General features: G+C 68.1%; 16 protein-coding genes. 9 read left to right on the top strand and 7 right to left on the bottom strand.

Annotated elements, in window-relative coordinates; all coding sequences use genetic code 11:
* Positions 1-46: 46 nt before the first annotated feature.
* Entirely contained in the window at positions 47-925 is an 879-nt protein-coding gene (locus tag JDV09_RS19160; protein ID WP_221370726.1) for a sigma-70 family RNA polymerase sigma factor, read from the top strand.
* Between the two features lie 126 nt (positions 926-1051).
* On the opposite strand, the gene JDV09_RS19155 is transcribed toward JDV09_RS19160, so the two are convergent.
* Positions 1052-2134 carry an LGFP repeat-containing protein gene (locus JDV09_RS19155; protein WP_221370725.1) on the bottom strand — a complete coding sequence of 361 codons (1083 nt, stop codon included), beginning with the start codon at positions 2132-2134 and terminating at the stop codon, positions 1052-1054.
* A 349-nt stretch (positions 2135-2483) separates the two neighbouring features.
* Here JDV09_RS19155 and JDV09_RS19150 point away from each other — a divergent pair, with 349 nt between their 5' ends.
* Entirely contained in the window at positions 2484-3173 is a 690-nt protein-coding gene (locus tag JDV09_RS19150) for a TetR/AcrR family transcriptional regulator (protein ID WP_221370724.1), read from the top strand.
* Here the strand turns inward: JDV09_RS19150 and JDV09_RS19145 are convergent.
* Positions 3141-4325, bottom strand: a complete 1185-nt coding sequence (locus JDV09_RS19145) for a thiolase family protein (protein ID WP_255605645.1) — start codon at positions 4323-4325, stop codon at positions 3141-3143. The two genes, JDV09_RS19150 and JDV09_RS19145, sit on opposite strands and share 33 nt — an antisense overlap.
* On the bottom strand, positions 4322-4732 hold the full coding sequence (locus JDV09_RS26945; protein WP_255605644.1) for a Zn-ribbon domain-containing OB-fold protein: 411 nt from the start codon (positions 4730-4732) through the stop codon (positions 4322-4324). The genes JDV09_RS19145 and JDV09_RS26945 overlap by 4 nt, the downstream gene beginning before the upstream one ends.
* Positions 4733-4844: 112 nt before the next feature.
* Here JDV09_RS26945 and JDV09_RS19140 point away from each other — a divergent pair, with 112 nt between their 5' ends.
* Together JDV09_RS19140 and JDV09_RS19135 are read left to right on the top strand one after the other, a co-directional pair.
* Entirely contained in the window at positions 4845-6059 is a 1215-nt protein-coding gene (locus tag JDV09_RS19140; RefSeq protein WP_308124172.1) for a cytochrome P450, read from the top strand.
* The gene (locus tag JDV09_RS19135; RefSeq protein WP_221370723.1) at positions 6056-6766 is read left to right on the top strand and encodes an enoyl-CoA hydratase/isomerase family protein; all 711 of its coding nucleotides are present in this window, start codon (positions 6056-6058) and stop codon (positions 6764-6766) included. The genes JDV09_RS19140 and JDV09_RS19135 overlap by 4 nt, the downstream gene beginning before the upstream one ends.
* A gap of 97 nt (positions 6767-6863) precedes the next feature.
* Here JDV09_RS19135 and JDV09_RS19130 read toward each other — a convergent pair whose 3' ends face one another.
* The 3 genes from JDV09_RS19130 to ponA2 all read right to left on the bottom strand — a co-directional run bounded on the left by JDV09_RS19130 (position 6864) and on the right by ponA2 (position 13761).
* A complete protein-coding gene (locus tag JDV09_RS19130) occupies positions 6864-9437 on the bottom strand; it encodes an Ig-like domain-containing protein (protein WP_221370722.1) in 2574 nt (857 codons plus the stop codon).
* Positions 9438-9817: 380 nt separating this feature from the next.
* Positions 9818-11116, bottom strand: a complete 1299-nt coding sequence (locus JDV09_RS19125) for an amidohydrolase family protein (protein ID WP_221370721.1) — start codon at positions 11114-11116, stop codon at positions 9818-9820.
* A gap of 176 nt (positions 11117-11292) precedes the next feature.
* On the bottom strand, positions 11293-13761 hold the full coding sequence (ponA2, locus tag JDV09_RS19120; protein WP_221370720.1) for a transglycosylase/D,D-transpeptidase PonA2: 2469 nt from the start codon (positions 13759-13761) through the stop codon (positions 11293-11295).
* A gap of 775 nt (positions 13762-14536) precedes the next feature.
* On the opposite strand from ponA2, the gene JDV09_RS19115 reads away from it, so the two are divergent.
* The 5 genes from JDV09_RS19115 (at position 14537) to JDV09_RS19095 (ending at position 18540) form a co-directional block, all read left to right on the top strand.
* Complete coding sequence (locus JDV09_RS19115; RefSeq protein WP_221370719.1) at positions 14537-15004, top strand: hypothetical protein; 468 nt, start codon at positions 14537-14539, stop codon at positions 15002-15004.
* A 181-nt stretch (positions 15005-15185) separates the two neighbouring features.
* Positions 15186-16085, top strand: coding sequence for an SPFH domain-containing protein (locus tag JDV09_RS19110; RefSeq protein WP_221370718.1), 900 nt, complete (start codon positions 15186-15188; stop codon positions 16083-16085).
* 69 nt (positions 16086-16154) lie between these two features.
* Positions 16155-17306 carry a serine hydrolase domain-containing protein gene (locus JDV09_RS19105; RefSeq protein WP_221370717.1) on the top strand — a complete coding sequence of 384 codons (1152 nt, stop codon included), beginning with the start codon at positions 16155-16157 and terminating at the stop codon, positions 17304-17306.
* A gap of 151 nt (positions 17307-17457) precedes the next feature.
* Entirely contained in the window at positions 17458-17838 is a 381-nt protein-coding gene (locus tag JDV09_RS19100; protein WP_221370716.1) for a hypothetical protein, read from the top strand.
* An 84-nt stretch (positions 17839-17922) separates the two neighbouring features.
* Complete coding sequence (locus JDV09_RS19095) at positions 17923-18540, top strand: FHA domain-containing protein (protein ID WP_221370715.1); 618 nt, start codon at positions 17923-17925, stop codon at positions 18538-18540.
* Here the strand turns inward: JDV09_RS19095 and JDV09_RS19090 are convergent.
* Positions 18533-21514 (bottom strand): Kelch repeat-containing protein, encoded by a 2982-nt coding sequence (locus JDV09_RS19090; protein ID WP_221370714.1) that lies wholly within the window; start codon positions 21512-21514, stop codon positions 18533-18535. The two genes, JDV09_RS19095 and JDV09_RS19090, sit on opposite strands and share 8 nt — an antisense overlap.
* Positions 21515-21866: the final 352 nt, after the last annotated feature.

Raw genomic sequence — 21866 nt, 5'->3', positions numbered from 1 at the left:
ACAATGTGACGGTCACACTTTCCCGTCCCCGCGCGTCCTTGATGACATGACCGATACGACGGTGGCAGACCTCTGGCACCAGCACCGCAAACGCGTCCTCGACGTCAGCTACCGGATGCTGGGCACGCTGACCGACGCTGAGGATGCGCTGCAGGAGACGTTCGCCCGGCTCACCCGTTCCGATGTCGACGCCATCGACGACGTCGAGGGCTGGCTCGTCACGGTCGCCGGCCGGGTCTGCCTGGACATGCTCCGGGCCGGTGCGACCCGGCGCAGGTACCTCGGGCCCTGGCTGCCCGAACCGCTGATCGACCAGTACGCCTCCGCACCCGATCCGGCCGACCGGGTCACCCTGGACGACACCGTCCGGATCGCGCTGCTGGCGGTGTTGCACACGCTGAGCCCGGCCGAGCGGGTCGCCTTCGTCCTGCACGACGTGTTCGGGCTGACGTTCGAGGCGATCGGCGAGATCGTCGGACGTTCGCCGGCTGCGACCCGAAAGCTCGCCAGCCGCGCCCGCACGGCGATCCGTGACGACCCCGAGCCCCGTTTCGACGTCACGACCGCCCAGGCCCGATCGGTCGCGGAACGGTTCGCCGCGGCGTGCGCCGGCGGCGACATCGCCGATCTGGCCGCGGTACTGGCCCCCGACGTCGTCGGAGAGTTCGATTCCGGCGGCCGCGTCGCGGGCGCACCACATGACGCGCGGGTCGGCGCGGAGCTGGTGTCGATCGTCCTGGCCGGCTCGCTGTTCGGCGCGGGCGCGGACTTCCGGGTCGCCGGCGTCAACGGCCGGCCCGGCGTCGTGGTGTCGCTGCGCGGCCGGGTGATGGCGGTCATCGACCTGGAGACCGACGGCCACCGGGTCCTAGCCATCCGCGCGATCGGCAATCCGGAGAAACTCGCCCGCCTCAACCGCGGATGACGGCCGTCGACGGCTCATTCCGCGGGTTGACCGCGCATTCGGGAGGGGTCCCCGTCCAGAACTGCACCGTCCCGTGTCACCCGTGGACGGTGCAGCCCTTTTTCGGCGCCGTGGGTCGACGCTGCCTCAGACCTGAGACACCTGGCCGTTGGCGCGGTTCCAGAACAGCGAGCCCCGCTGGAAACGCTGGATGCGACCGCCCGGTGCATCCTGTTCCGGGGCCACCGGACCGCCGATGGCCGAACCACCCGCGCCCATCGACTTCCACTTCGCACAGATTCCACCGAAGATCTCGACCGCACCCGTCTGGGGGGCCCAGAAGATCGCGGCCTCCGGCTTGCCGGCCAGGTGAAGCGCCTTGAAGGTGTTCATCCTGCCGTTCCCACTGGAAACCTCGTCGGTGACCGGATAACCGAACTTCTCGCGACCGATCTGCAGCCAGCGCCCGCCGATCGCACCCCACACGCCGTGCGCCCCGGTGTCCGGATGCCACGAAATGACCCCGCCGGCGAAGTTGACGAAGCGGCCCTTGCCGTCGAAGGTCGGATTCTCCCCGGACAGCGGCCGGCCCAGCGGCGAGCCGCCGGCGCCCAGGGCGATCCACCGGTCCCGAATGCCGCCGAAGATGTCGGGTGACACGTCGAACGTCAACCGGTAACGCCCGCCGTCTCCGACGAAGACGAGCTCCTTGGATACCACGTCGCCGGCCGCTCGCTGTAGTTCGGCCGCCTCGTAGCGCAACTCCTGAGTGCCGACATGGTCGTCGTCGAGCGCGAACGGAATCGGGCCCAGGTCGATACCGTTGAGAACCTCGCCGATCTCACGTGCCAGCTTGGACCGCACGACGCCCAACGACTCCCCCACCGAGGAGCCGAGGGACTTCGGGATCACCACTCGTAGCACCTGCTGATACTGCTCGGGCACCCCGTTGTCGTTCTCGATCACCGAGACCACGAAGATCGCCTGATCCGGGTTGGTCAGCGGCGCCGTCCAAAACGGCTGGAACGCCGGGGCTTTGGTCTCACCCTGGTCGAAGTCGCCGAAGATGCCGTAGCGCCAGACGTCGAAGGACGGAATCGGGACGGGCACACCCTCGATCCGCACCTGGGCGCCCAGGTTCACCATGCTGATGAGAACGTAGATCTCGTCGGCGCCGAGCTCGTCGGTCTCGATGTCGCAGTGGACGTTCCGCAATGAAACGAATGTCATGATTGGGTTCCTCCTCGATCGGGCCGACACTGGCGGACACCGGAGTGACTGCAGTCGCGGCCAGGATTGGTGTCTGTTGCAGACACACCGATCGTCGGAGTTCTCAGGGGCGGGCCACAGCGTAGATGGCTACCCGAACAGGCATGGCCCGCATAGACATGGCTACTCGGCCGCTTGGTCCGCTACGCTGCCCGGTGCACTGGGCGCGAATTCATCTGGAAGCCGCCGGCGGCGTTTCCCGTGCCCGCCTCGACTCGCGAATCCCCGATTCCATCGACCGCGCGTCCGGGACGGCCATGGGCGATGCTTGGTATATCGGGGTAACCTCCGAATCCCGGGAGGAAATACTGTGAAGAAGTCGACAGGTCAGGCCGCGGAGCGGCTGGGTCGCCCGCGCTTGTTCGACGACGAGACCGAGCGGCGGATGGTCATGAACGCCGCGGTCACGGTGATGAACCGCAACGGGTACTCGGCCATGTCGGTCGCCGACGTGCTGGCCGAGGCGAACCTGTCGACCAGCAGCTTCTACCGCCACTTCGCCTCCAAGGACGCGCTGGCCGAGGCGCTGATCCGCCGGGACGGGCGCTCCGCACGTCGTTTCCTGGACGCCGCTATCGACGCGGCCCCGGACCCGGTCGCCGCGTTCCACGCGTGGCTCGATGCGTTGCTGGACCTGTTCTTCCAGCCGGGCCGGGCCGAACGGACCTCATTGCTCAGCGCCGCCGACGTGCTGGGGTCCCGGCGTGCGGCCGAGGTGACCGATGAGATGCGGTGGCTGCTGGCCGAACCATTGGTGGATCTCCTGCGAGCAGGGCATGCCGCCGGGGTGCTGGATTCCGCGCATCCGGAAGCCGACGCGGTGAGCCTTTTCGCCCTCGCGAGTCAGATCTCCTTTTCCGAGCACGGGTTCGCCGGGAACCGGGATGAAACGCGGGCTCAGGTCATGCGATTCGCCGCACCGGCGTTGCGGATCCCGGACCCCGGTGCACGCCGGAAGTCGTCGCGGTCACGCCAGCCGGGTAAGAAGCATGCATCCTGAGACCGGTCCGCCGCCGTTGGACACGGCGGCCACTTCCGGCGTTCCGGCGACCTGACGGGCGCCGGCTTCGCCGCGTAGTTGCAGCACCGCTTCGTGCAGGTATCCGTACCCGTGCAGCCGGCCCGCCGACAGCTGGCCGCCGTGGGTGTTGAGCGGCAGCTCGCCGTCGAGCGCGATCCGCTCCCCGCCTTCGATGAACGGGCCACTCTCGCCGTGCCCGCAGAATCCGAGCGCTTCCAGCCACGACATCGTCAGCCAAGAGAACCCGTCGTAGAGTTCGGCGACGTCGACGTCGGACGGGCGCAGGTCGGTGCGCGCCCACATCTGCGCCGCGGAGGTGCGTGCGGGCATCGTGGTCAGGTCGTCCCACTGTTCCCACGAAGGCCGACCGCGCAGAGCCGTGCCGACCGCCTCGATGCGTGCGACGGGATGGTCCACCGCGCCGGCATGTTCGGCGGCGGACACGATCAGTGCGGTGGAGCCGTCGACGGGGACGTCGCAGTCATACAGCCGGAACGGGGTCGAGATCATCCGCGCAGCGAGATAGTCGTCCATTGTCAGCGGCTCGCGGAAGATGGCCTTGTCGTTCAGCGCGGCGTTGCGCCGTCCGTTCAGCGCGATCTGCGCCATCTGCTTCTCGGTGGTGCCGAATTCGTGGAAATGCCGTGCCGCGTACATTGCCAGCCAGTTCGCCGCCGAGTACGCGCGGAACGGAATGGTCCACTGTTGCGCCCCGGTCACCACATTCGCGTCCATGCCGATGCCCGGACGTCGCCCGGTGCCCTGCGCGGTGGACTCGGTGACGGTTCGGTAGACCAGCACGTGGCGGGCCAGGCCCATCGATACGGCCATGGTCGCATTCACCACGGCCTGTAACTGGGCCGGGCCTTCTGCCCCTCCGCTGTGCCAGTTCAGGTTCAGTCGTAGCGCGTCGTGGACCGCGGGTGTGCCCGGCCCGCTGAACCCCGGGTATCCGCCTATCCCGCCCGGATAGCTCGCGAGGCCGTCGATGTCGGCGACCGTGAGACCCGCGTCGGTGATCGCGGCCAGCGCCGCGTCGAGGGTGAGATCCAGCTCGTCCCGACAGAGCCGGCGGCCGATCGCGGACTGGCCGATCCCGGAAATGACCGCGCGCCGTTCGCCGGAACTCATGACGCCACCGGGCGGAACAGCGGCAGGTGGACCGGCGCGTGGTCTTCGAACGTGACCTCGAGGGGCATGCCGATGTAGACCTCCCCGGGCGCGACATCGACGACGTTCGTCATCAGGCGCAGTCCCGGTTGCTCGGCGAGTTCGACGATGCCGACCACGTAGGGGGTGTCATCGCCGTCCCACGGTTGGTGGTTGACGGTGAACGAGTACAGCCTGGCGAGCCCCGACACCTCCCCCGGCGCGGATTCGCGCCCCCCGCATTGCGGACAGTACGAGGTCGGCGGATGAATGTAGTACCCACATGCTGCGCATTGCTGGAACCGCAACCTGCCGTCTTCGCCCATGGTCCAGAAGAACCCGGTGGGTCCGTCGACCGGTGGCAGGATCCGACGCGGTGGTGATGACATGGTGTTTCCCCTCGGCGTGGCAGAGCAGGGCCAGATATTTCGAGAATAGCATTTGAAAAATTGTTCCGGTGGTGGGAGGCTCGATGCAGACCCGACACACAGAGGAGCAGCCGTGGCGCAAGAGCAGTCCGCGATGTTGTCCAACCCGCTCGGCCTGGCGGGCGACGCCGTCGGCACCAACCCGCATCCGATCTACCAGGCGCTCCGTGACAACTCCCCCGTTCTGCACGTCGACGGGGTGGGCACGTTGGTCAGCTCCTGGGCCCTGGTCGACGAGGTGCTGCACGACACGGATCGGTTCTCGTCGTCGCCTGCCGCGGGTGATCTCAAGAACGAGCGCCCGCTGATCCCGCTGCAGATCGACCCGCCCGAGCACGGAAAGTTCCGCCGGATCCTCGACCCGCTGTTCTCGCCCAAGTTGATGAAGCAGCGGGAGGGCGATGTCGAGGCACTGGTGCACCGGCTCATCGACGGCTTCGTCGGCAGGTCCGAGATCGATTTCGTCGCCGACTTCTCGGTGCCGTTCCCCAGCCAGGTGTTCATCACCATGCTGGGCCTGCCGGTCGAGGAGCTGCCGAAGTTCCTGGCGATGAAGGACGGGATCATCCGGCCCGACATGGTGGTCGGCAAGCCCTTCGACCATCCGGACGTGCAAGAACACCAACGCGCCACGGCCCAGTCGATCTACGAGTACTTCGACGGGGTGATCAACGAACGCGGCGGCGTCCGGGGCGATGACCTGATGAGCCACTTCCTCGACGCGGAGATCGACGGCGAACGGCTGAGTCACAACGACATTCTGGATATCTGCTTCCTGTTCCTGATCGCCGGTCTGGACACCGTGTCGGCCTCGCTGGACTGCTTCTTCAAGTACCTGATCGACCACCCCGAGTTGCGTCAGGTGATCATCGACGACCCGGAGATGATTCCATCGGTGGTGGAGGAACTGTTGCGTTGGGAGACACCAGTGATGTCGGTCCCGCGCGCCGCCACCCGCGACACCGAACTCGGCGGCTGCCCGATCGCCGCCGGCGAGCGCGTGCTGGTGATGCTCGGGTCCGCGAACGTCGACGGCTCCGCAAACCCGGACGCCGATGTGCCGGAATGGTCCCGGAAGATCAAGCGCCACTTCGGCTTCGGCGGCGGACCGCACAGGTGCCTCGGTTCGCACCTGGCTCGGGTGGAACTGCGTGCAGCGTTGAAGGTCTGGCACCAGCGCATCCCCGAGTACGGTCTGAAGCCGGGGGCGGAACTGACGTTCACCCTCGGGGTACGGGCCGCGCACGACTTCCCGATGACGCTGGGCCCTGTCCGCGACGGTTCATGATCGAAGACCGCCGCGACGGCGGCGTGGCCTGGTTGACCTTCGCCCGGCCGCAACGACTGAACTCCTTCACCGCCGACGACTATCGCGATCTACACCTCGCCCTTGCCGGACTGCGTGACGATCCTGCGGTTCGTGTCGTGGTGCTGACCGGGCATGGCCGCGCCTTCTCCGTCGGTGCGGACCGATCACTGCTCACCGGCGGCGACAGCGAGGGTCGGCAACGCGCAGGCGCGGAGTTCGATCGCCTGCTCGAGGCGCTGTCGGGTTTCGACAAACCGCTGTTCGCCGCGGTGAACGGCATGGCGGTGGGATTCGGCGCCACCTTGCTGCTGTACTGCGATGTCGTCCTCGCGGGCGCCGGCGCCCGGTTCCGGTTGCCGTTCACCAGCCTCGGCCTGGTGCCGGAGGCCGGCAGTTCGGTGCTGCTGCCGACACGGATGCGGTGGGCCGACGCCATGTGGTCGGTGCTCTCCAGTGAATGGCTGGACGCCGCCGAGGCTGCACGGTCCGGACTGGTGTGGCGCGTGGTCGCCGACCCGGATCTGGCCGAAGCGACCTCGACTGCCGCGAAGCAGGTGGCAGCGCAGAACCCGGCGGCGGTATCGGCGTCCAAGCGTCTGCTCATCGCCGACCGTGCCGAGCTCGTCAAGGACGGTCTCGCCCGCGAATTGCATGCGATGGCTGAGCTTTTCAATCGTCAGCCCTGAGGCGCCGTCACCCTGGTGAATTCCTTTTCACACCAGTCCGTTTGACCGACGCAATCCCGCCGCGGCCGGTGGCCGCGGCGGGATCGGCATTGGTGCGTCAGACCTCGGTCGTCTCCTGCGGGAACGGTGCGAACCGGCTGAAGAAGCCTTCGCGGCGCAGCTCGATCTGGGCGGCCCGCTCCTCGTCGGTGACGTAAACCATGGTGTCCGGCACCGCCGTGGCCAGCTGATCCAGCTTCACGAACGCCGTGCTGACCGTCGGGTTGTCCGCCGAGCTCTGATCGAGGTCCTGGAACCTCAAATACAAGGTGCCCATGCTCAGTCCGCCGGTGGACACCCAGTTCGCCACACCGGGGTCGGTCGGCGAGATGACGAACGTGTACGTCCCGTCCGGGTTCGGGATGGCCTGAAAGTTGTTCAAGCTGGTCTGCTCGTCCCAGTAGTTCGCGGTGGAAGTCCACACGTTGGTAACTGGAACCACGAAATACCCTGCACGGCCTGGGTCGACGGTGACCACCATGGCCTCGTCGTCCGCCAACTGGAAGTAGCCCCAGCTCTGCAGCTGTGTCGCCAGCGTCAGCCCACCGCTCGAGAACGGCTGGGTCAGTGTGTTCGGCTCCCTCAGCTCTCCGGTCGCAGGGTTGATCGTCAGCTGCCGCAGGAAGAACTGCTGGATCGTCGTCGAGCCCAGCATGGTTTGCACCGTGCGGGTGACCAGCTCATCCATCGTCGGCTCTGCGGTGCTCGCCGGGGGACCGCTGATCCGCGTGACGGTCAGCGACATCGCCGTCTCGTTGTTCCAGTCTCCCAACGTGTTACGAGCGAGGATGTAGGTGGCGTTGGCGGGTATCTGGATGTGGTTCACTTCCCCTGGTGCGGCGGGCTCGGAACTCACCGTGATCGTGAAGGTTCCGTCGGGCCTGACCACGAGGTCCCGGCCGGCCAGATCACCGACGGTTCCGGCCTGTCCGGCGGTCACGCTGAAGTTGGTGTCTGCGGGCCGCCGACCATCGGCGAAGTGTCCTTCGATGATGTACGTGGACGCGCTGTTGACCGGGATGAACCGGTACAGGGTGTCGGGATTGTCGTAAACGACCCGTGACCCACCGACCGACTGTCCGTACCACGTGTGCGGCGGCAACAGGTTCTCCAGAACCTGCGGATTGGTCGGATCCAGCCCCTGGACGTTGATCGCGGCGGCCCGTGCAGACTCCTCGAGCGCTGCATCCAGCTGAGCCAGGTTCGCGGCGTCGATGTTCCCGGCGCCGAATACCGCCTCCGTCCCGGTCAGCCACGCCTGCCTGACCTGGGCCATGGCCGCCTGCACCTCGTCGCTCGCGACGATGAGCTCGGCGATGCGTTCGGCCTGGATCTGCTCCGGGGTGCCCAACGGACTGGTCGGCATCACGTTCACCTCGATGACCTTGGTGGTCGTGGTACCCGCACCCGGCCTGAAGAGCTTGAGCAGGTTGACGTGGAACGGGTTTCCCTCGCGGGTGTCGATGAGAACCGTGAAGGTGTCGCGGCCGCCCTCGACCGCGAAGTCGGCGTTGGGGGCGTAGGCGAAGGTGCCGTCCTGGTTGAGCATCACCGTGCCCTTGTCCGGGCCGTCGACGACGCTCAGCGTGAGCTTGTCGCCGTTGGCCTGGCTGGGGTTGATCGCCCCGGAGACCACCCCGTAGTAGCTCTGCTCGTTAGCCGCCAGGTGGTAACCCGTGGTCGGCGAGCTGTAGAAGAACGAGTACTCGATCTGGCGCCGGATCCAGCCCAGCACCGCCCACAGCGTCGGTGAGGAAGGTGGCGTGACCGGGCCGTTGCCGGCACCGGTGTTCGTGGTGAGCAGCGACGCGAACCCCGCCAGCAGACCGCTCGTGAGTCCGACCTGGCGCGTGGCTTCGGCCCGGTCCGCCCGCGGGGCCGAGGCGAGTTCGACCGTCTCCACCGGCTCGGGCTCCGGCGTCACGATGGCTGGCGTTTGCACGCTCACCTGGACGGCGGTGGTTTCGCCGCTCGATTCGCTGCCCGCCGGCGCCTCCGTTTCCGGCTCCATGGGCGTTTCGATAGCAGCAGCGGGCGGTGCGCTCGTAGTCTCGACGGTGACGTCCTCGGATCGAAGGGCCGATCGCTTCTCGTCGGCAGCCGGCGCCAGATCTTCGGCCTCGGGCTCGTCTTCCGACGGATCCGCCGGCGCAGTTGACATCTCGCCGGTGCTCGCTTCGGCGGAATCGCCCGACGGCGTTTCGTCCGTCACCGAATCCGTCTCGGCATCCGATTCCGCATCTACCGCCACGTCATCCCCGGCGTCCCCGGCGTCCTCGGCGTCCTCGGCGAGCTCGGCCTCGTCGGCTCCGTCGGCCCCGTCGCCTTCGTCGGCTTCGTCGGCCTCCCCGTCACCGGAGTCGTCGGTTCCGGCGTCGCTCGCCGGCTCCGTCGATCCGGCGGCATCGGCGCCGGAAACATCCTTCGATTCGCTGGCGCTCGAGGTCTCCTTGGAGCCTCCGGTGGTGTCGGCGACCGCGAGGCCCGACCCATTGGCGATCGCCACTCCGATGCCCAGCGCGACCGCGAGTGCACCCACCCGGCCGACGTATCTGGCAAAGCCTGCGGCTCCCCGCTCGATCACGCCTTGTTGTGTTGTGCACGTTGCTGTTTCGTGGTTCGGCAGGGCCATGTCGCCTCCTTGACGGCAATAGACAGACCGGTTGCGAACTGCGCCTACCTCGTCGGCTGCTCGCACCGGCGCATCGCTCACCTGGTCTCACAACCGATCAGAGGCGGCTTCAGCCGAGCGACTCGCTGACTATTAAAACGCTATTTTTTAAGTGTGTCAAGGGTCTCACCCTGGCCACCTTTGTGGTCGGAGACACATCGTGGTCCAGGTGTGCAGACGCTGCAGGTCACGGCGGGGTCTCGTCGCGTTCGCGCCACGTCGCCTGCGCGTCGACATCGGCGCTTCGGCATCGGTTCCCGCAAGCAGGCAGCATCTTTCGGCAACACAAGAATCCCGCGGCGTGCACGGCACGCCGCGGGATGAAGGGGTTTGTCCGGTCCTCAGACCTCGGAGTGTCGCGACTCCACTTCGGCCATGTGCTCTTGCAGCGACTGGCGCGGCCGCTTGGTCCCCCCGCGGTGGCTGCCGGCCCGGATGGACACATCATGGTCGGCCGATGCGGCCCGCAGCGCGCCCACCGTCGCCATCTCTCGCGGGATGTGCGCGAACGGGTCGAACGAGTACCAGCGCATCGCGTTGAGGTGGGTTATCTTGTCAACCTCGTCGTCGGGCACATCGTTCTTGGTGAGCACGTCGTGGAGCGCCTCCGGCGCCCCCGGCCACAGCGAGTCCGAATGCGGGTAGTCGGCTTCCCAGCAGATATTGTCGATGCCGATCTCATTTCGCATCTTGATGCCCATGTCGTCGGAGATGAAGCAGGTGAGGAAGTGCTCGCGGAAGACCTCTGACGGCAGCTTGCCGCGGAAATCCTGGTGCGTCCAGCCCGAGTGTGTCTCGTAGGTCCGGTCGGCCCGCTCGAGGAAGTACGGGATCCATCCGGTGCCGCCCTCGCTGAGGGCGATCTTGAGGTCCGGGTAATCCTTGATCGGCTTGGACCACAGCAGGTCCGCGGCGGCCTGCACGATGTTCATCGGCTGCAGGGTGATCATCACGTCGGCGGGCGAGTTCGGCGATGGCACCGCCAGCCGGCCGGACGACCCGATGTGCACGCTGAGCACGGTGCCGGTGTCCACCAACGCCTTCCACAGCGGTGTCCAGTAGTCGTCGTGGAAGCTGGGATAGCCCATCGCAGCGGGGTTTTCGCTGAAGGTCAGCGAGTGCACACCCTTCTCGGAAACCCGGCGCACCTCGGCCGCACACAGCTCCGCGTCCCAGATCACCGGGAGCGCCATCGGAATGAAGCGGCCCGGGTACGCTCCGCACCACTCGTCGATGTGCCAGTCGTTGTATGCCTGCACCAGCGCCAGCGAGAAGTCGCGATCCTCGGTGGCGAACAGCCGGGCGGCAAACCCGGGGAACGACGGGAAGTTCATCGATGCCAGGATGCCGCCGGCGTTCATGTCCTTGACCCGCTCGTCGACGTCGTAGCAGCCGCGGCGGATCTCGTCGAGGCCGGTCGGCTCGAGCCCATACTCCTCCTTCGGGCGTCCCGCGACGGCATTCAACGCGACGTTGGGGATGACGGTGTCACGGAACTGCCACACGTCGGCGCCGTCCGGGTTGTGCACCAGCCGGGGCGCGTCGTGCAGGTACTTCTTGGGCAGATGGTTCCGGAACATGTCAGGCGGCTCGATGATGTGGTCATCGACGCTGATCAGCACCATGTCGTCTCGGTTCAACGCGGTTCTTCCTCTCGAGCCGGTCGCGGTCAGGACTTAAAGAATAGCATTTGTAAATTTGTCCTGGGTTCGGAATCCGGAACGTGCGGCCGGCTGCGAGATTGCATAGGCGGTCGGTGCCGATCGCCGTCAGCAGCCGCTACCGCAATCTGGATCCGCGAGGCGGTCCGGCAACGTCAGGGCGGCGGCGCTGGAGGCGGCGGCGCTGGAGGCGGAGGCGGAGCTGGCCACGGCAGCACAATCGGCGGCAGTCCGGGGAGTTGGAGAATGTTCGGCGGGGGCGGGGGCGGCGGCGCCTCGGGAGGAGGCGGCGGCGCATCCGGGGGCGGCGGCTGGTAGACCGGCGCCGGGGCGATCCCATTGCTGGTGTAGATCGTGACGATCGACCCGGGGATGGTCTTACCCTTCGGCGTCGTGCCCACCACAGCACCCCTGGCGGAGTAGCTGTTGATCGCGGTCGGTTCCGGTGCGACCTGAAAACCTGATTCCTCCAGCTTCTTCCGCGCTGCATCGAGCTTCAGCCCGGTCACGCTCGGCACCTCGCTGCCGGGACCGCCGTCGACGTAGCGCGGATCGGTGGGCGGCATCGCCACCGGGCCGAAGTCCTCGGCGATCGGCTTCATCGCCAGGTACCAGGTGCGGGCCGGTTCCGTTCCGCCGTAGAGGTTCCCGTCGCGGCATTGGCGCAGCGGGTACGAACACAGACCCGACGGTGCCGGGGAGTCGTCGAAGATGTAGTTCGCCGCGGCGTACCGATTGGTGAAACCGAGGAACCCCGAGGACCGGTGCGACTCGGTGGTGCCGGTCTTGCCCGCCATCGGCAGATCCCAGCCGACCGAACCGGCCGCGCCGGCGGCGGTCCCGTTGATGTCGTCCTTGCCCAGTGCATTGGCCAACGTGTGGGCCAGCCCCTCGGGGACGACCTGCTCGCAGGGCGCCGTCTCGAGCGCCACCTCGCCGCCATGGCGGTCGAAGACCTTGTCGATCGGGTTCGGCGGGCACCACGTTCCGCCGGAGGCCAGCGTCGCGGCCACATTGGAGAGTTCGAGCGCGTTGAGCTCCAGCGGGCCGAGCGTGAACGATCCGAGGTTCTGCCGCTTGACGAAATCGGCGATGCTCTCGTTCGTCCCGGGGTCATAGGCGCGGGCGGTCCCCGGCTCGGCGTAGGACCGCAGCCCGAGCCTGACCGCCATGTCCACCGCGCGCGGGACACCGATCTGGGCGATCAGCTTGGCGAACGCGGTATTGGGCGATTTCGCGAGCGCATCGGTCACATTCATCTCGCCGGCGTACCCGGCGGCGTTCTTCACACACCAGGTCTTCGGCGGACATCCCGGCTCGGTGCTGTCACCCAGGCCGATGGCCCGGAACGTCTGCGGAACATCGAGTTTGGCGTTGATTCCCATCCCCATCTCCAGCGCCGCGGCCGTGGTGAAGATCTTGAAGATCGAGCCGGCGCCGTCACCGACGAGGGAGAAGGGCTGCGGCTGCATCGTCTGGCCGGCATCGAGGTCCAGCCCGTAGCTGCGGCTGTCGGCCATCGCGACGACGCGGTGGGCGTCCTTGCCGGGGGTGATCACGCTCATCACGCTGGCGACGCCGGCGGCGGTGGGGTCGGCAACCGTGTCGATGGCGTTCTTGACGCTGTCCTGGACCTTCGGGTCGAGCGTGGTGCGGATCAGGTAACCGTTGCGTGCCACGTCCTCCTTGCTCAGACCCGCGCGGGCCAGATACTGCATCGCGTATTCACAGAAGAACGCCCGGTCGGCCGCGGCGATGCAGCCCCGCGGCAGCTGATCGGGCCGGGGCAGAACTCCCAGCGGTTGGACCTTCGCGGCGCGGAGTTCGTCGGCCTTGTCGGGCAGGTTCTCGATCATGGTGCTGAGCACCAGGTTGCGCCGTTCCAGCGCCGCGTCGGGGTGGGTGTACGGATCGAGTGCGCTCGGGGAGCGCACCAAACCGGCCAACAGCGCAGCCTGCTGCCAGTTGAGGTCCGCGGCGTTGACGCCGAAGTAGGTTCTCGCGGCGTCCTGGACGCCGAACGCGCCGTTGCCGAACGACACCAGGTTCAGATAGCGGGCCAGGATCTCCGACTTGGGCAGCGCCGTGTTCATGGCCAGGGCCGCCCGGATCTCGCGCAGCTTGCGGGCCGGGGTGATCTCGACGGCGGCGCGCCGATCGGCGTTGGTCTTCGCCAGCACCAGCAGGTTGAAGTTCTTGACGTACTGCTGCTCGATCGTCGACCCGCCCCTGGTGCTCCTGTCGCCCTGCAGGTACCCGGCGAGGCCGGTCAGCGTCCCCTGCCAGTCCACGCCGTTGTGTTCGGTGAATCGCTTGTCCTCGATCGCGATGACGGCCAGCTTCATCGTGTTGGCGATCCGATTGCTGGGCACGACCCAGCGGCGTTGCTCGTACAGCCACGCGATGGGCTTGCCCTCCGTGTCCACCATGGTGGTCACGATCGGCACCTCGCCGTCGAGCAGTTGCGTGGATTCGTTGCTGGCCGAGTCGGACAGCCGCATGACCGCCCAGCCGGCCCCGCCGGCGAACGGGAACAGCAACGCCGCCGCGAGCAGGCCGGCGAGCAGACAGCAGGCCGCCAGTCTGGTGACGGTCCGCCATTTTGCCCGACGTCGGTCGTGCATGGCGCCAGCTTACGGCGGTTCGGGATGCCTGATGGGTGGATTGCCGGGGCCGGCAATCACCACGCCAACAGGCGGCCGACGGCTGGTACGGCCGGGTGTGGACGAGGACCGCGGCGAAGTGGGAACACATGAGCGGCAACGATTTTGACAACACCGAGATGAGCAAATGGGATCCGGGTTTCGGCCGGGTGGCGGAGAAGCTGATCACCCCGGCGATCAGGTGGTGTTCTGCACCAGAACGTCATCGACTTCGCGGGCTCCTCACCGAGGTCCTGGCACCCATCCGGGATCGCCGCCCGGTACGGCGAGCATCCCGGCGCCGATGAAGTCGACGCCGGCGTCCGAATGGCGATGCAGCGCGCACGCGACCGGCCGGCCGGCGCCGGTCCCGGTCTGGGGGTGATGCCCGCGCCGCGCTATCGAGTTCCCACGCGGCGTTTGGCGTCTCGGTCGACCGCGGTCGCGATGTCGCGGACGAGCCTGGAATGCCACTGTGTGTGCGCTGCCAGGTCTGCGGTGAGCGCATGACAGTCGGGACACTCCTGATGGGCCGGGCTCTGCTGGGTCTGATCCATGGCCAGTACCTCCTCGAACAATGCAGCCGTGTCCACCGTGGCACGAAGCGGGTCCGCCGTCCAGCACGTACGCCGGACCGCCGGCGATGAAGTGACTTACGTCCCTTTCCCGGCACCGAACCCGGTGCTCTGATGGAACAGACGGGACGGCGTTGTTCGTACCGGCGGACAGAGCCGTCCGTCGGATGGAGGTCACTGCAATGAACACGTCACAACAGGCCCACGACAGGACGCGGATGTTCGCCCGCGTGCTCGGGCCTTTCATCGTGATCGTCTGCGCCACAGCCGTGCTGCGGGCGTCGGACATGCGAACGCTGCTGTCGGACTTCTCGGCGAACTCGGCGTGGCCGTGGGTGTCGGGTGCGTTCATCCTGATCGGCGGCCTCGTCATCGTGGCCCTGCATCAGCACTGGCACGGTCCCCCGGCGATCATCATCTCGGCGCTGGGCTGGCTGGTCGTCGTGCGCGGGGTGTTCCTGCTGGCGTTCCCCGACACGTTCATGTCGTTGGCCGACAACATCATCGGCGCAACGGCATGGTGGACGGCGGTGTGCGTTGTGGCTGCGCTGGTCGGGGTGTACCTGACCTACGTCGGCTGGGCACCCGAGCACCATCGACCGACCGCAGATGCGACGAACCCGAGCCGGGACGTGACGCCGGCCGCGTAGCGATCGGCGGCATTGAGCGCATCACCCGCCGGTGCCACAATCGAATCATGGACTCGGGCCCGGTGGGCCGGAGATCGGTCGGACTCCGCAGGGATCTCGACACGCCGACAGCGACGTGCCGCACTCGTCGCCGGCGTCCATCGCCGGATGAGCGACCGGCATCTTTCGAAGCGGAGGCGCCATGATCACCCTCTACGCGGTGGCCGGCGGGGTCGCCCTGATACTGCTCTGGCTCGTCGGGGCCAACGTGCGCGTGATCCAGCAGTTCGAACGCGGCGTGGTGTACCGCTTCGGGCAGGTCCAGTCCCGGGTGCGTGAGCCCGGGCTGACGCTGCTGGTACCGATCGCCGATCGCCTGCAGAAGGTGAACGTGCAGATCATCACGATGCCGGTGCCCGCCCAGGACGGCATCACCCGCGACAACGTGACCGTCCGGGTGGATGCGGTCATCTACTTCAAGGTGGCCGATCCGGTGCGGGCTGCCGTCGACGTCCAGGACTACATGTCGGCCGTCGGGCAGGTCGCACAGACGTCGCTGCGGTCGATCATCGGCAAGAGCAACCTCGATGATCTGCTATCCAACCGGGAGCACCTCAACGAGGGCCTGGAGCTGATGATCGACAGCCCGGCGCTGGGCTGGGGCATCCACATCGACCGCGTCGAGATCAAGGACGTGGTGCTGCCCGACTCGATGAAGCGGTCCATCGCCCGCCAGGCCGAGGCCGAGCGGGAGCGACGGGCCAGGGTCATCACCGCCGACGGCGAACTGCAGGCCTCCCAGAAGCTGGCCGCGGCGGCCGGCGTGATGTCCGAGCAACCCGCGGCACTGCAGCTGCGGCTGTTGCAGACCGTGGTGGAGGTGGCGGCGGAGAAGAACTCGACCCTGGTGCTGCCGTTCCCCGTCGAACTGCTCCGCTTCCTGGAACGGTCCACACCGGACGAGCCCGAGGGCCGCTCCGGCGCCGCCGAGGACGCCGTGCCCACGGCGCCCACCGACGTTCAGACTGCGCTGACGGCGTCGTTGTCGGACATCTCGTCTGCGCTGACGCAGCCTCACCGAGAGACCAAACTGGTGCCCTGAAGGCTGAGATCCGTTCTCGGCGTCGTGCGATGATGGCCCGCATATCCGGCGCAGGCAAAGGAGCTTGGGATGGGGTTCGAGCGAATCGACGACCTTCTGAACGGCGTGACCGCCGACGGATCGCTGCATGGCGTCGCCGCGACGGTGGTCGGGCGCGACGGCGTGCTCTACGCGGGCGCAGCCGGAGACGCGAAGTCCGACACGATGTTCCGTAACGCGTCGATGACGAAGGCCGTCGCGACCACTGCGGCGTTGCAGCTCGTCGAGCAGGGGCGCGTCGACCTGGACGCGACCGTCGCGTCGATCGTGCCCGAGTTCGGCGAGCTCCAGGTGCTCGACCACTTCGACGGCCGTGAGCCCGTGCTGCGGGCGCCCAAGACGCATGCGACAGTCCGGCACCTGATGAACCACACCGCCGGCTGCGGCTACCACTTCCTCAACGCGAAGCTCTTCGCCTACTGCGCCGAGAAGAACTTCCCCAACCCGCTCGAAGGCCTCAAGCAGAGCATCAGCGCGCCGCTGGTCCACGATCCCGGCACGGTCTGGGAGTACGGCGTCAGCACCGACTGGCTCGGAATGGTCGTCGAGGCGGTCAGTGGCCAGACTCTGTCCGACTACCTCGCCGAGCACGTCTACGGCCCGCTCGGCATGAGCGATTCGACGTTCGACCCGACCGACGAGCAGCGCGCGCGGCTGCTGCCTGTCCGCTTCCGGGCGCCGGACGGCAGCTTGTCCGCGACCGACCTCGACCTGCCGGCGCAGCCTGAGTGGGACGCCGCCGGCCACGGGTCCTACGGGACGATCGCCGACTACGGGCGATTCGTGCGGGCGTGGCTCAACGGCGGCGAGCTCGACGGTGCGCGCATCCTCCGAGAGGAGACCGTGGAGCTCGCGTTGCGGGACCACCTCGACGGGGCGCCGCTGCCGAAGCAGATGGAGCCGACCATCCCCGAGCTCACCCAGCCGGTCGAGTTGCTCGACGTCCCCCAGGGGTGGGGTCTGGGGTTCCACCTGTACCTGGTCGACCTGCCCGGCATGCGCAGCGCCGGCTCGGCCGACTGGTCGGGACTGTTCAACAGCTTCTTCTGGATCGACCGCAAGGCGGGGATCGGCGCCGTCATCGCGACGCAGCTACTACCGTTCTTCGATGACCGGATGGTCGCGACGATTCTCGGCTTCGAGGCTGCGGTCTACGCGGAGCTCGGCGCGGCGGTGTCGTGAACGTCGGCGCAGCACCCTTACCCGCGGGATAGGAAACTCTTCCCTGTCCGGTACCGGACTCTGGCTTGCCGGCGATTACGGCGCAGGGCTCTGAGCAGCAGTATTTCTCTCAACACAGCGGGCAACCCCGCACCGACCGAGAGGAAACGTCATGACCGCCACCCGCAAGCTGTCCGGCATCAAGTACGCGGCCACCGTCCTGGGCGCCTTCGCAGTTCTGGCTGCCGCCCCCGCCACCGCGTTCGCCACCGACAACGAGCCCACCCCCGGCGGGGGCGGCTGCACCTACACCGACGCCGACGGCTACCCGGTGCCGATCGACGACGGCCAGGACGTCTTCGTCGACGGCAAGATCGTCAGCTGCCGCGGCGGCAAGATCGTCATCACGACCGCGCCCCAGCGCAACGTCGTCCGTCCGCCGCTATTCGACCGCGCGCCGGTACTCGTCGACGCCGGGCCGGCACCCGACGGTGGGCCGGTCCTCGACCGTGGGCCGGTGCTCGCCCGCGGACCCGTGCTCGCGATGCCCTGACCGCCATCCCCCACTCGGCCCGTCACCCACCCCCGGTGACGGGCCGAGCCCTGTGCGTCAGAATTGCCCGAATAGGAGGTGCGCATGTCTTCCCACCTGGAAGTCTTCAAGCCGACCGGCCGGGAACTCGTCCCGCTGGCCGGCCAGCGCGTGACCCTCGGCAAGGCCTCGGGCAACGACGTCGCCCTCGAGCACGACGGCACCGTCTCGCGGCTGCACGCCGTCTTCGAAAACCTCGGGGCGGCATGGTCGATCCGCGACATGGGCAGCCGCAACGGCACCTACCTCAACGGTGAGAAGATCACCGCCGAACGTGTCCTGCACTCCGGTGACGAGGTGCGCGTCGGCAAGTCGCGGCTGATCTTCTGGATGGTCCACGACACCGCCGGCGCCCGCCGCGACGAGGAGACCGTCGCCGCCCAGCCCGTCGAGGTGCCGCCCCGGCTGACCCGCCGCGAACTCGACGTACTCGTGGTGTTGTGCCGCCCGCTGGTCTCCGACGATCCGTTCCCCGAGCCGGCGTCGGTGCGGGCGATGGCCGGCGAGCTCTACGTCACCGAGGCCGCCGTCAAACAGCACCTGCAGAACCTCTACGACAAGTTCGCCATCCCCACCGAGGGCGACCGGCGCGTCCGGCTGGCCAACGAGGCGCTGCGCCGCGGCGCGGTCACCCTGGCCCAGCTGCGCGAGCGCGCTACGTGAAGTCCAGCGCCTCGACGGTGGCGACCGGCCCCTCGTGGGTCGGCCGGTCGGCGCCACCGATGACGTAGATGGTGGAGCCGACCGCGGCGACCGCCTCACCGTGCACCGGTGTGTTGATCGGAGCCTGCGTGCTCCACTTACGGTTCGCGATGTCGTACATCTCGACGGTGGCCAGCACCCGTGTCGGCTCCTCGCCGCCGGCCACCACGATGCGGCCGTCGATGAACGCCGCACCGTAGCTGCCGCGCGGAGTCGGCATGTCGGGCAACTTCTCCCAGTTCCCCGACGCCGGATCGAACCGCTCGAAGGCTGCCGAGTTCTCGTCGGCGCTGAGGAACCGGCCGCCCACCGTGTACACGTACACGCCATCGGACACCGCAGCGAGATGCTCACGGGGAGTGGGCATGTCGGCCGCCTGCGTCCATGACGTGCCGTCGAACACCTCGGTCTGGGGCACCAGTTCCTTGTCGCTCTGCCCGCCGAGCACGACCAGCTTGTCGTCGACCACCGCCGCAGCCGCAGCCGCCCGCGCATGCTGAAGGCTCGGCAGTTCGACCCACGCGCCGTCGCGGAACGCGAACACCTTGTCCGACGCCTGCGTGATGGTGTCGGTGGCCCCGCCGATCACCACGACCTCCCCGCGGTAGGTCGCCGCCGCCGCGTGGTTCAGTGGGATCGGCAGCGACGGCTGTTGCTGCCACCGATCGGTGGCCGGGTCGAACGTCTCGACGGTCTGCAGTGTCTCGCCTTCCCGGATCCCGCCGACGAGCCAGATCTTGTCGTCGAGCACCGTCCACGCCGTCATCAACCGAGCGGTCGGCGCGTCCGGCAGCGACCGCCACTGCGCCGCGGGCTGCGGCGTGCGCGGCGCCAGCTTCAGCGCCTCGGCCGACGACGTGGCCTGACCCTCGGCGGCGCCGGTCGACCCGCCGATCGCATACACCGTCTTGCCGACGGCCGCCACGGCCGCGCCGTGGCGAGCCGTACTCAGATCCGGCAGGTCGGTCCACGTCGCCGTCGTCAGATCCAGCGCGCTCACACTCTTGACGGGCCGGCCTGCGGCGGTGCCGCCGACCGCCACCAATCGGGCGTCGGTGACCGCGGCCCCGAAGTCGCTGCGCGGCTCGGGCAGCGCCGGCATGGTCGTCCAGGTGTCGGCGCCCGGGTCGTACGCCTCGACCGACGCCAGGTCCGCCGTGCCGTTCGTACCGCCGATCGCGTAGACCAGCTTGCCGTCCGACGCCGCGGCCAGCAGCTGCCGAGGAGTCGGCATCGGTGCGCCCAGCTTCCACCCGCTGCCGTCGTACACCTCGGTGGTGTTGAGCACCTTGCCGTTGGCGTCCACGCCGCCGGTGACGACGATGCGGTCGCCCACCACCGCGGCCGCCGCCGCGGCGCGCGGCTGCAGCAGCGGCGGCAGCTCCACCCAGCGGCTGTTGACCACCCGCCACACCTGGTCGGTGGCGACCTCGGTCTCGGCACCCTCGGTGCGCCAGCCGCCGAGCACGACGGGGGTGTCCTCCCACGTCACCGCCATCGCCCGCTGCACGGGAACGGGCAGGGGCTCGGCGCCCTTCCAGCTGTCGATCGCCGGGTCGTAACCCTCGTGGGCTCCGCTGACCCGGTCGTCGGCGCCCATACCGCCGAAGATCCAGATGGTGCCGTCGGCCTGGGTGGCCGCCGCCCCGGCGAGCGCAGCGCGGGTGTCTGTGATCGGCCGCCACCCGGGCTGCGCTTCGGCGGTCGGCTGCGCCGAGGGCGTCACCCCGCCACCGCCGCCGGTGTTTCGCGACGTCGCGACGATGACGAGACCGCCGATCACCAAGAGCGCCGCCGCCGCGGCGGCGCCGAGCGCGATCAGTGTCTTCTTGCGGTTCTTCGTCGGCGCGGCGGGCACCGGGGCAGGCGGCGCGGCGAGGTTCCACGGTGCGGGCGACGGACTCAAGGCGAACATGTCGGCCGGCGGCGGTGGTGGGCCCGGCGGTGACGGCGGCGCTTCGCTCGGCATCGGTGGCGCAACAGCCGGAATCGGCGGCACGACAGACGGACCGGACTGGTCCGCCACGGGGAGCGCCTGCGTGCCCGTGGAATGCTCGGGAGCGGGAACGGGCTCGCCGATCGCCATCGCGTCGGCGGTCAGGCCGTTGTGCCGCTGGGCTTCCTGCAACGCGCGACCCAACTCGGCCGCCGATTCGAAGCGTTCGGCGGGGTCGAGCGCCATCGCCTTCTCGATCACCGAGCACACGTCGGGCGGGATGCCTTGCTGGCGCAGGTCCGGCACCGGCTGCGAGGTGATCCGCAGGTAGTGGGCGATCAGCTCCTCGTCGGTGTTGCGCTCGTGCGCGGCCTTCCCGGCGATCATCGCGAACAGGGTGGCGCCGAGCGAATAGACGTCGGCCTCTACCGTCGGCGGCTTACCGGTGAGCACCTCGGGCGCGGTATAGGACAGCGTGCCGGTGAAGAACCCGGTCACCGTCTTGTACCCGCCGACGATCCGCGCGGTACCGAAGTCGCTCAGCTGCGGCTCGCCGTAGTCGTTGACGAGCACGTTGGCGGGTTTGATATCCCTGTGCAAAGTTCCTGTCCGGTGGGCGGTTTCGAGCGCCCCGCACAGCTTCACGCCGATCCGCAAGGCGTCGGGCCACGGGATCCGGCCCTCCCGCCGCACTTGGTCGGCGAGCGAAGCCCTGGCGTGATACGGCATCACGATGAACGGGCGGTCCTGTTCGGTCATGCCGACCTGCAGGATGTTCACAATGTTCGGGTGGCCCGACAGCCCACCCATCGCGAAGCCCTCGCGCAGGAACCGTTCACGGTCGTCATCGTCGAGGTGAGACGCGAGAACCTTGATCGCGACGGTTCGCCCGAGCGACGCCTGGTGGCAGCGGTAGACGACGCCGCCCCCGCCCCTGCCCACTTCGACGGCGTCGTCGAATCCGGCGGATGCCAGCTCGTAAGCAACCTCGCCCGCCATCGTCTCGTCCTCCGGTGAAGTGCGAGTAGTGCATTTACGGTACCGCTCAGCGGCGGTGCCGGACAGGCTTTGCCACCGCGCTTTCGGCAGGAGAGAATCGCACCGTCCGCCCAGACCAGCCGGCGGACACGAACTCGCTGGGCACCGATCCCGACGGCGAACTCGGGTAACCGTCCGGAAGCTGAGCCTCGGGTCCCTAGATGAGTGATTCCAAGAGTGTGACTGGTGTGGCGCGTGTGATTTGAGATGGAGGGTGCCCAGACTCGGTGTTGCTAACCCAACTCGAGCCGGGAGGCCCTTGTGGACACCGATCTGGACACCCTCGCAACGGCACTCTATGTGACCTGCGATG

This window comes from Mycolicibacterium xanthum (assembly GCF_019710635.1).
Taxonomy (GTDB): Bacteria; Actinomycetota; Actinomycetes; order Mycobacteriales; family Mycobacteriaceae; genus Mycobacterium; species Mycobacterium xanthum.
This window is presented reverse-complemented; position numbering and strand designations above follow the sequence as displayed.

Excerpts from the sequence above, each read along its gene's own strand:
- JDV09_RS19095 (WP_221370715.1), top strand. The coding sequence starts at position 17,923 with ATGTCTTCCCACCTGGAAGTCTTCAAGCCGACCGGCCGGGAACTCGTC.
- JDV09_RS19145 (WP_255605645.1), bottom strand. The coding sequence starts at position 4,325 with ATGAGTTCCGGCGAACGGCGCGCGGTCATTTCCGGGATCGGCCAGTCC.
- JDV09_RS19100 (WP_221370716.1), top strand. The coding sequence starts at position 17,458 with ATGACCGCCACCCGCAAGCTGTCCGGCATCAAGTACGCGGCCACCGTC.
- JDV09_RS19110 (WP_221370718.1), top strand. The coding sequence starts at position 15,186 with ATGATCACCCTCTACGCGGTGGCCGGCGGGGTCGCCCTGATACTGCTC.
- ponA2 (WP_221370720.1), bottom strand. The coding sequence starts at position 13,761 with ATGCACGACCGACGTCGGGCAAAATGGCGGACCGTCACCAGACTGGCG.
- JDV09_RS19160 (WP_221370726.1), top strand. The coding sequence starts at position 47 with ATGACCGATACGACGGTGGCAGACCTCTGGCACCAGCACCGCAAACGC.
- JDV09_RS19155 (WP_221370725.1), bottom strand. The coding sequence starts at position 2,134 with ATGACATTCGTTTCATTGCGGAACGTCCACTGCGACATCGAGACCGAC.
- JDV09_RS19130 (WP_221370722.1), bottom strand. The coding sequence starts at position 9,437 with ATGGCCCTGCCGAACCACGAAACAGCAACGTGCACAACACAACAAGGC.
- JDV09_RS19090 (WP_221370714.1), bottom strand. The coding sequence starts at position 21,514 with ATGGCGGGCGAGGTTGCTTACGAGCTGGCATCCGCCGGATTCGACGAC.
- JDV09_RS19115 (WP_221370719.1), top strand. The coding sequence starts at position 14,537 with ATGAACACGTCACAACAGGCCCACGACAGGACGCGGATGTTCGCCCGC.
- JDV09_RS19105 (WP_221370717.1), top strand. The coding sequence starts at position 16,155 with ATGGGGTTCGAGCGAATCGACGACCTTCTGAACGGCGTGACCGCCGAC.
- JDV09_RS19135 (WP_221370723.1), top strand. The coding sequence starts at position 6,056 with ATGATCGAAGACCGCCGCGACGGCGGCGTGGCCTGGTTGACCTTCGCC.
- JDV09_RS26945 (WP_255605644.1), bottom strand. The coding sequence starts at position 4,732 with ATGTCATCACCACCGCGTCGGATCCTGCCACCGGTCGACGGACCCACC.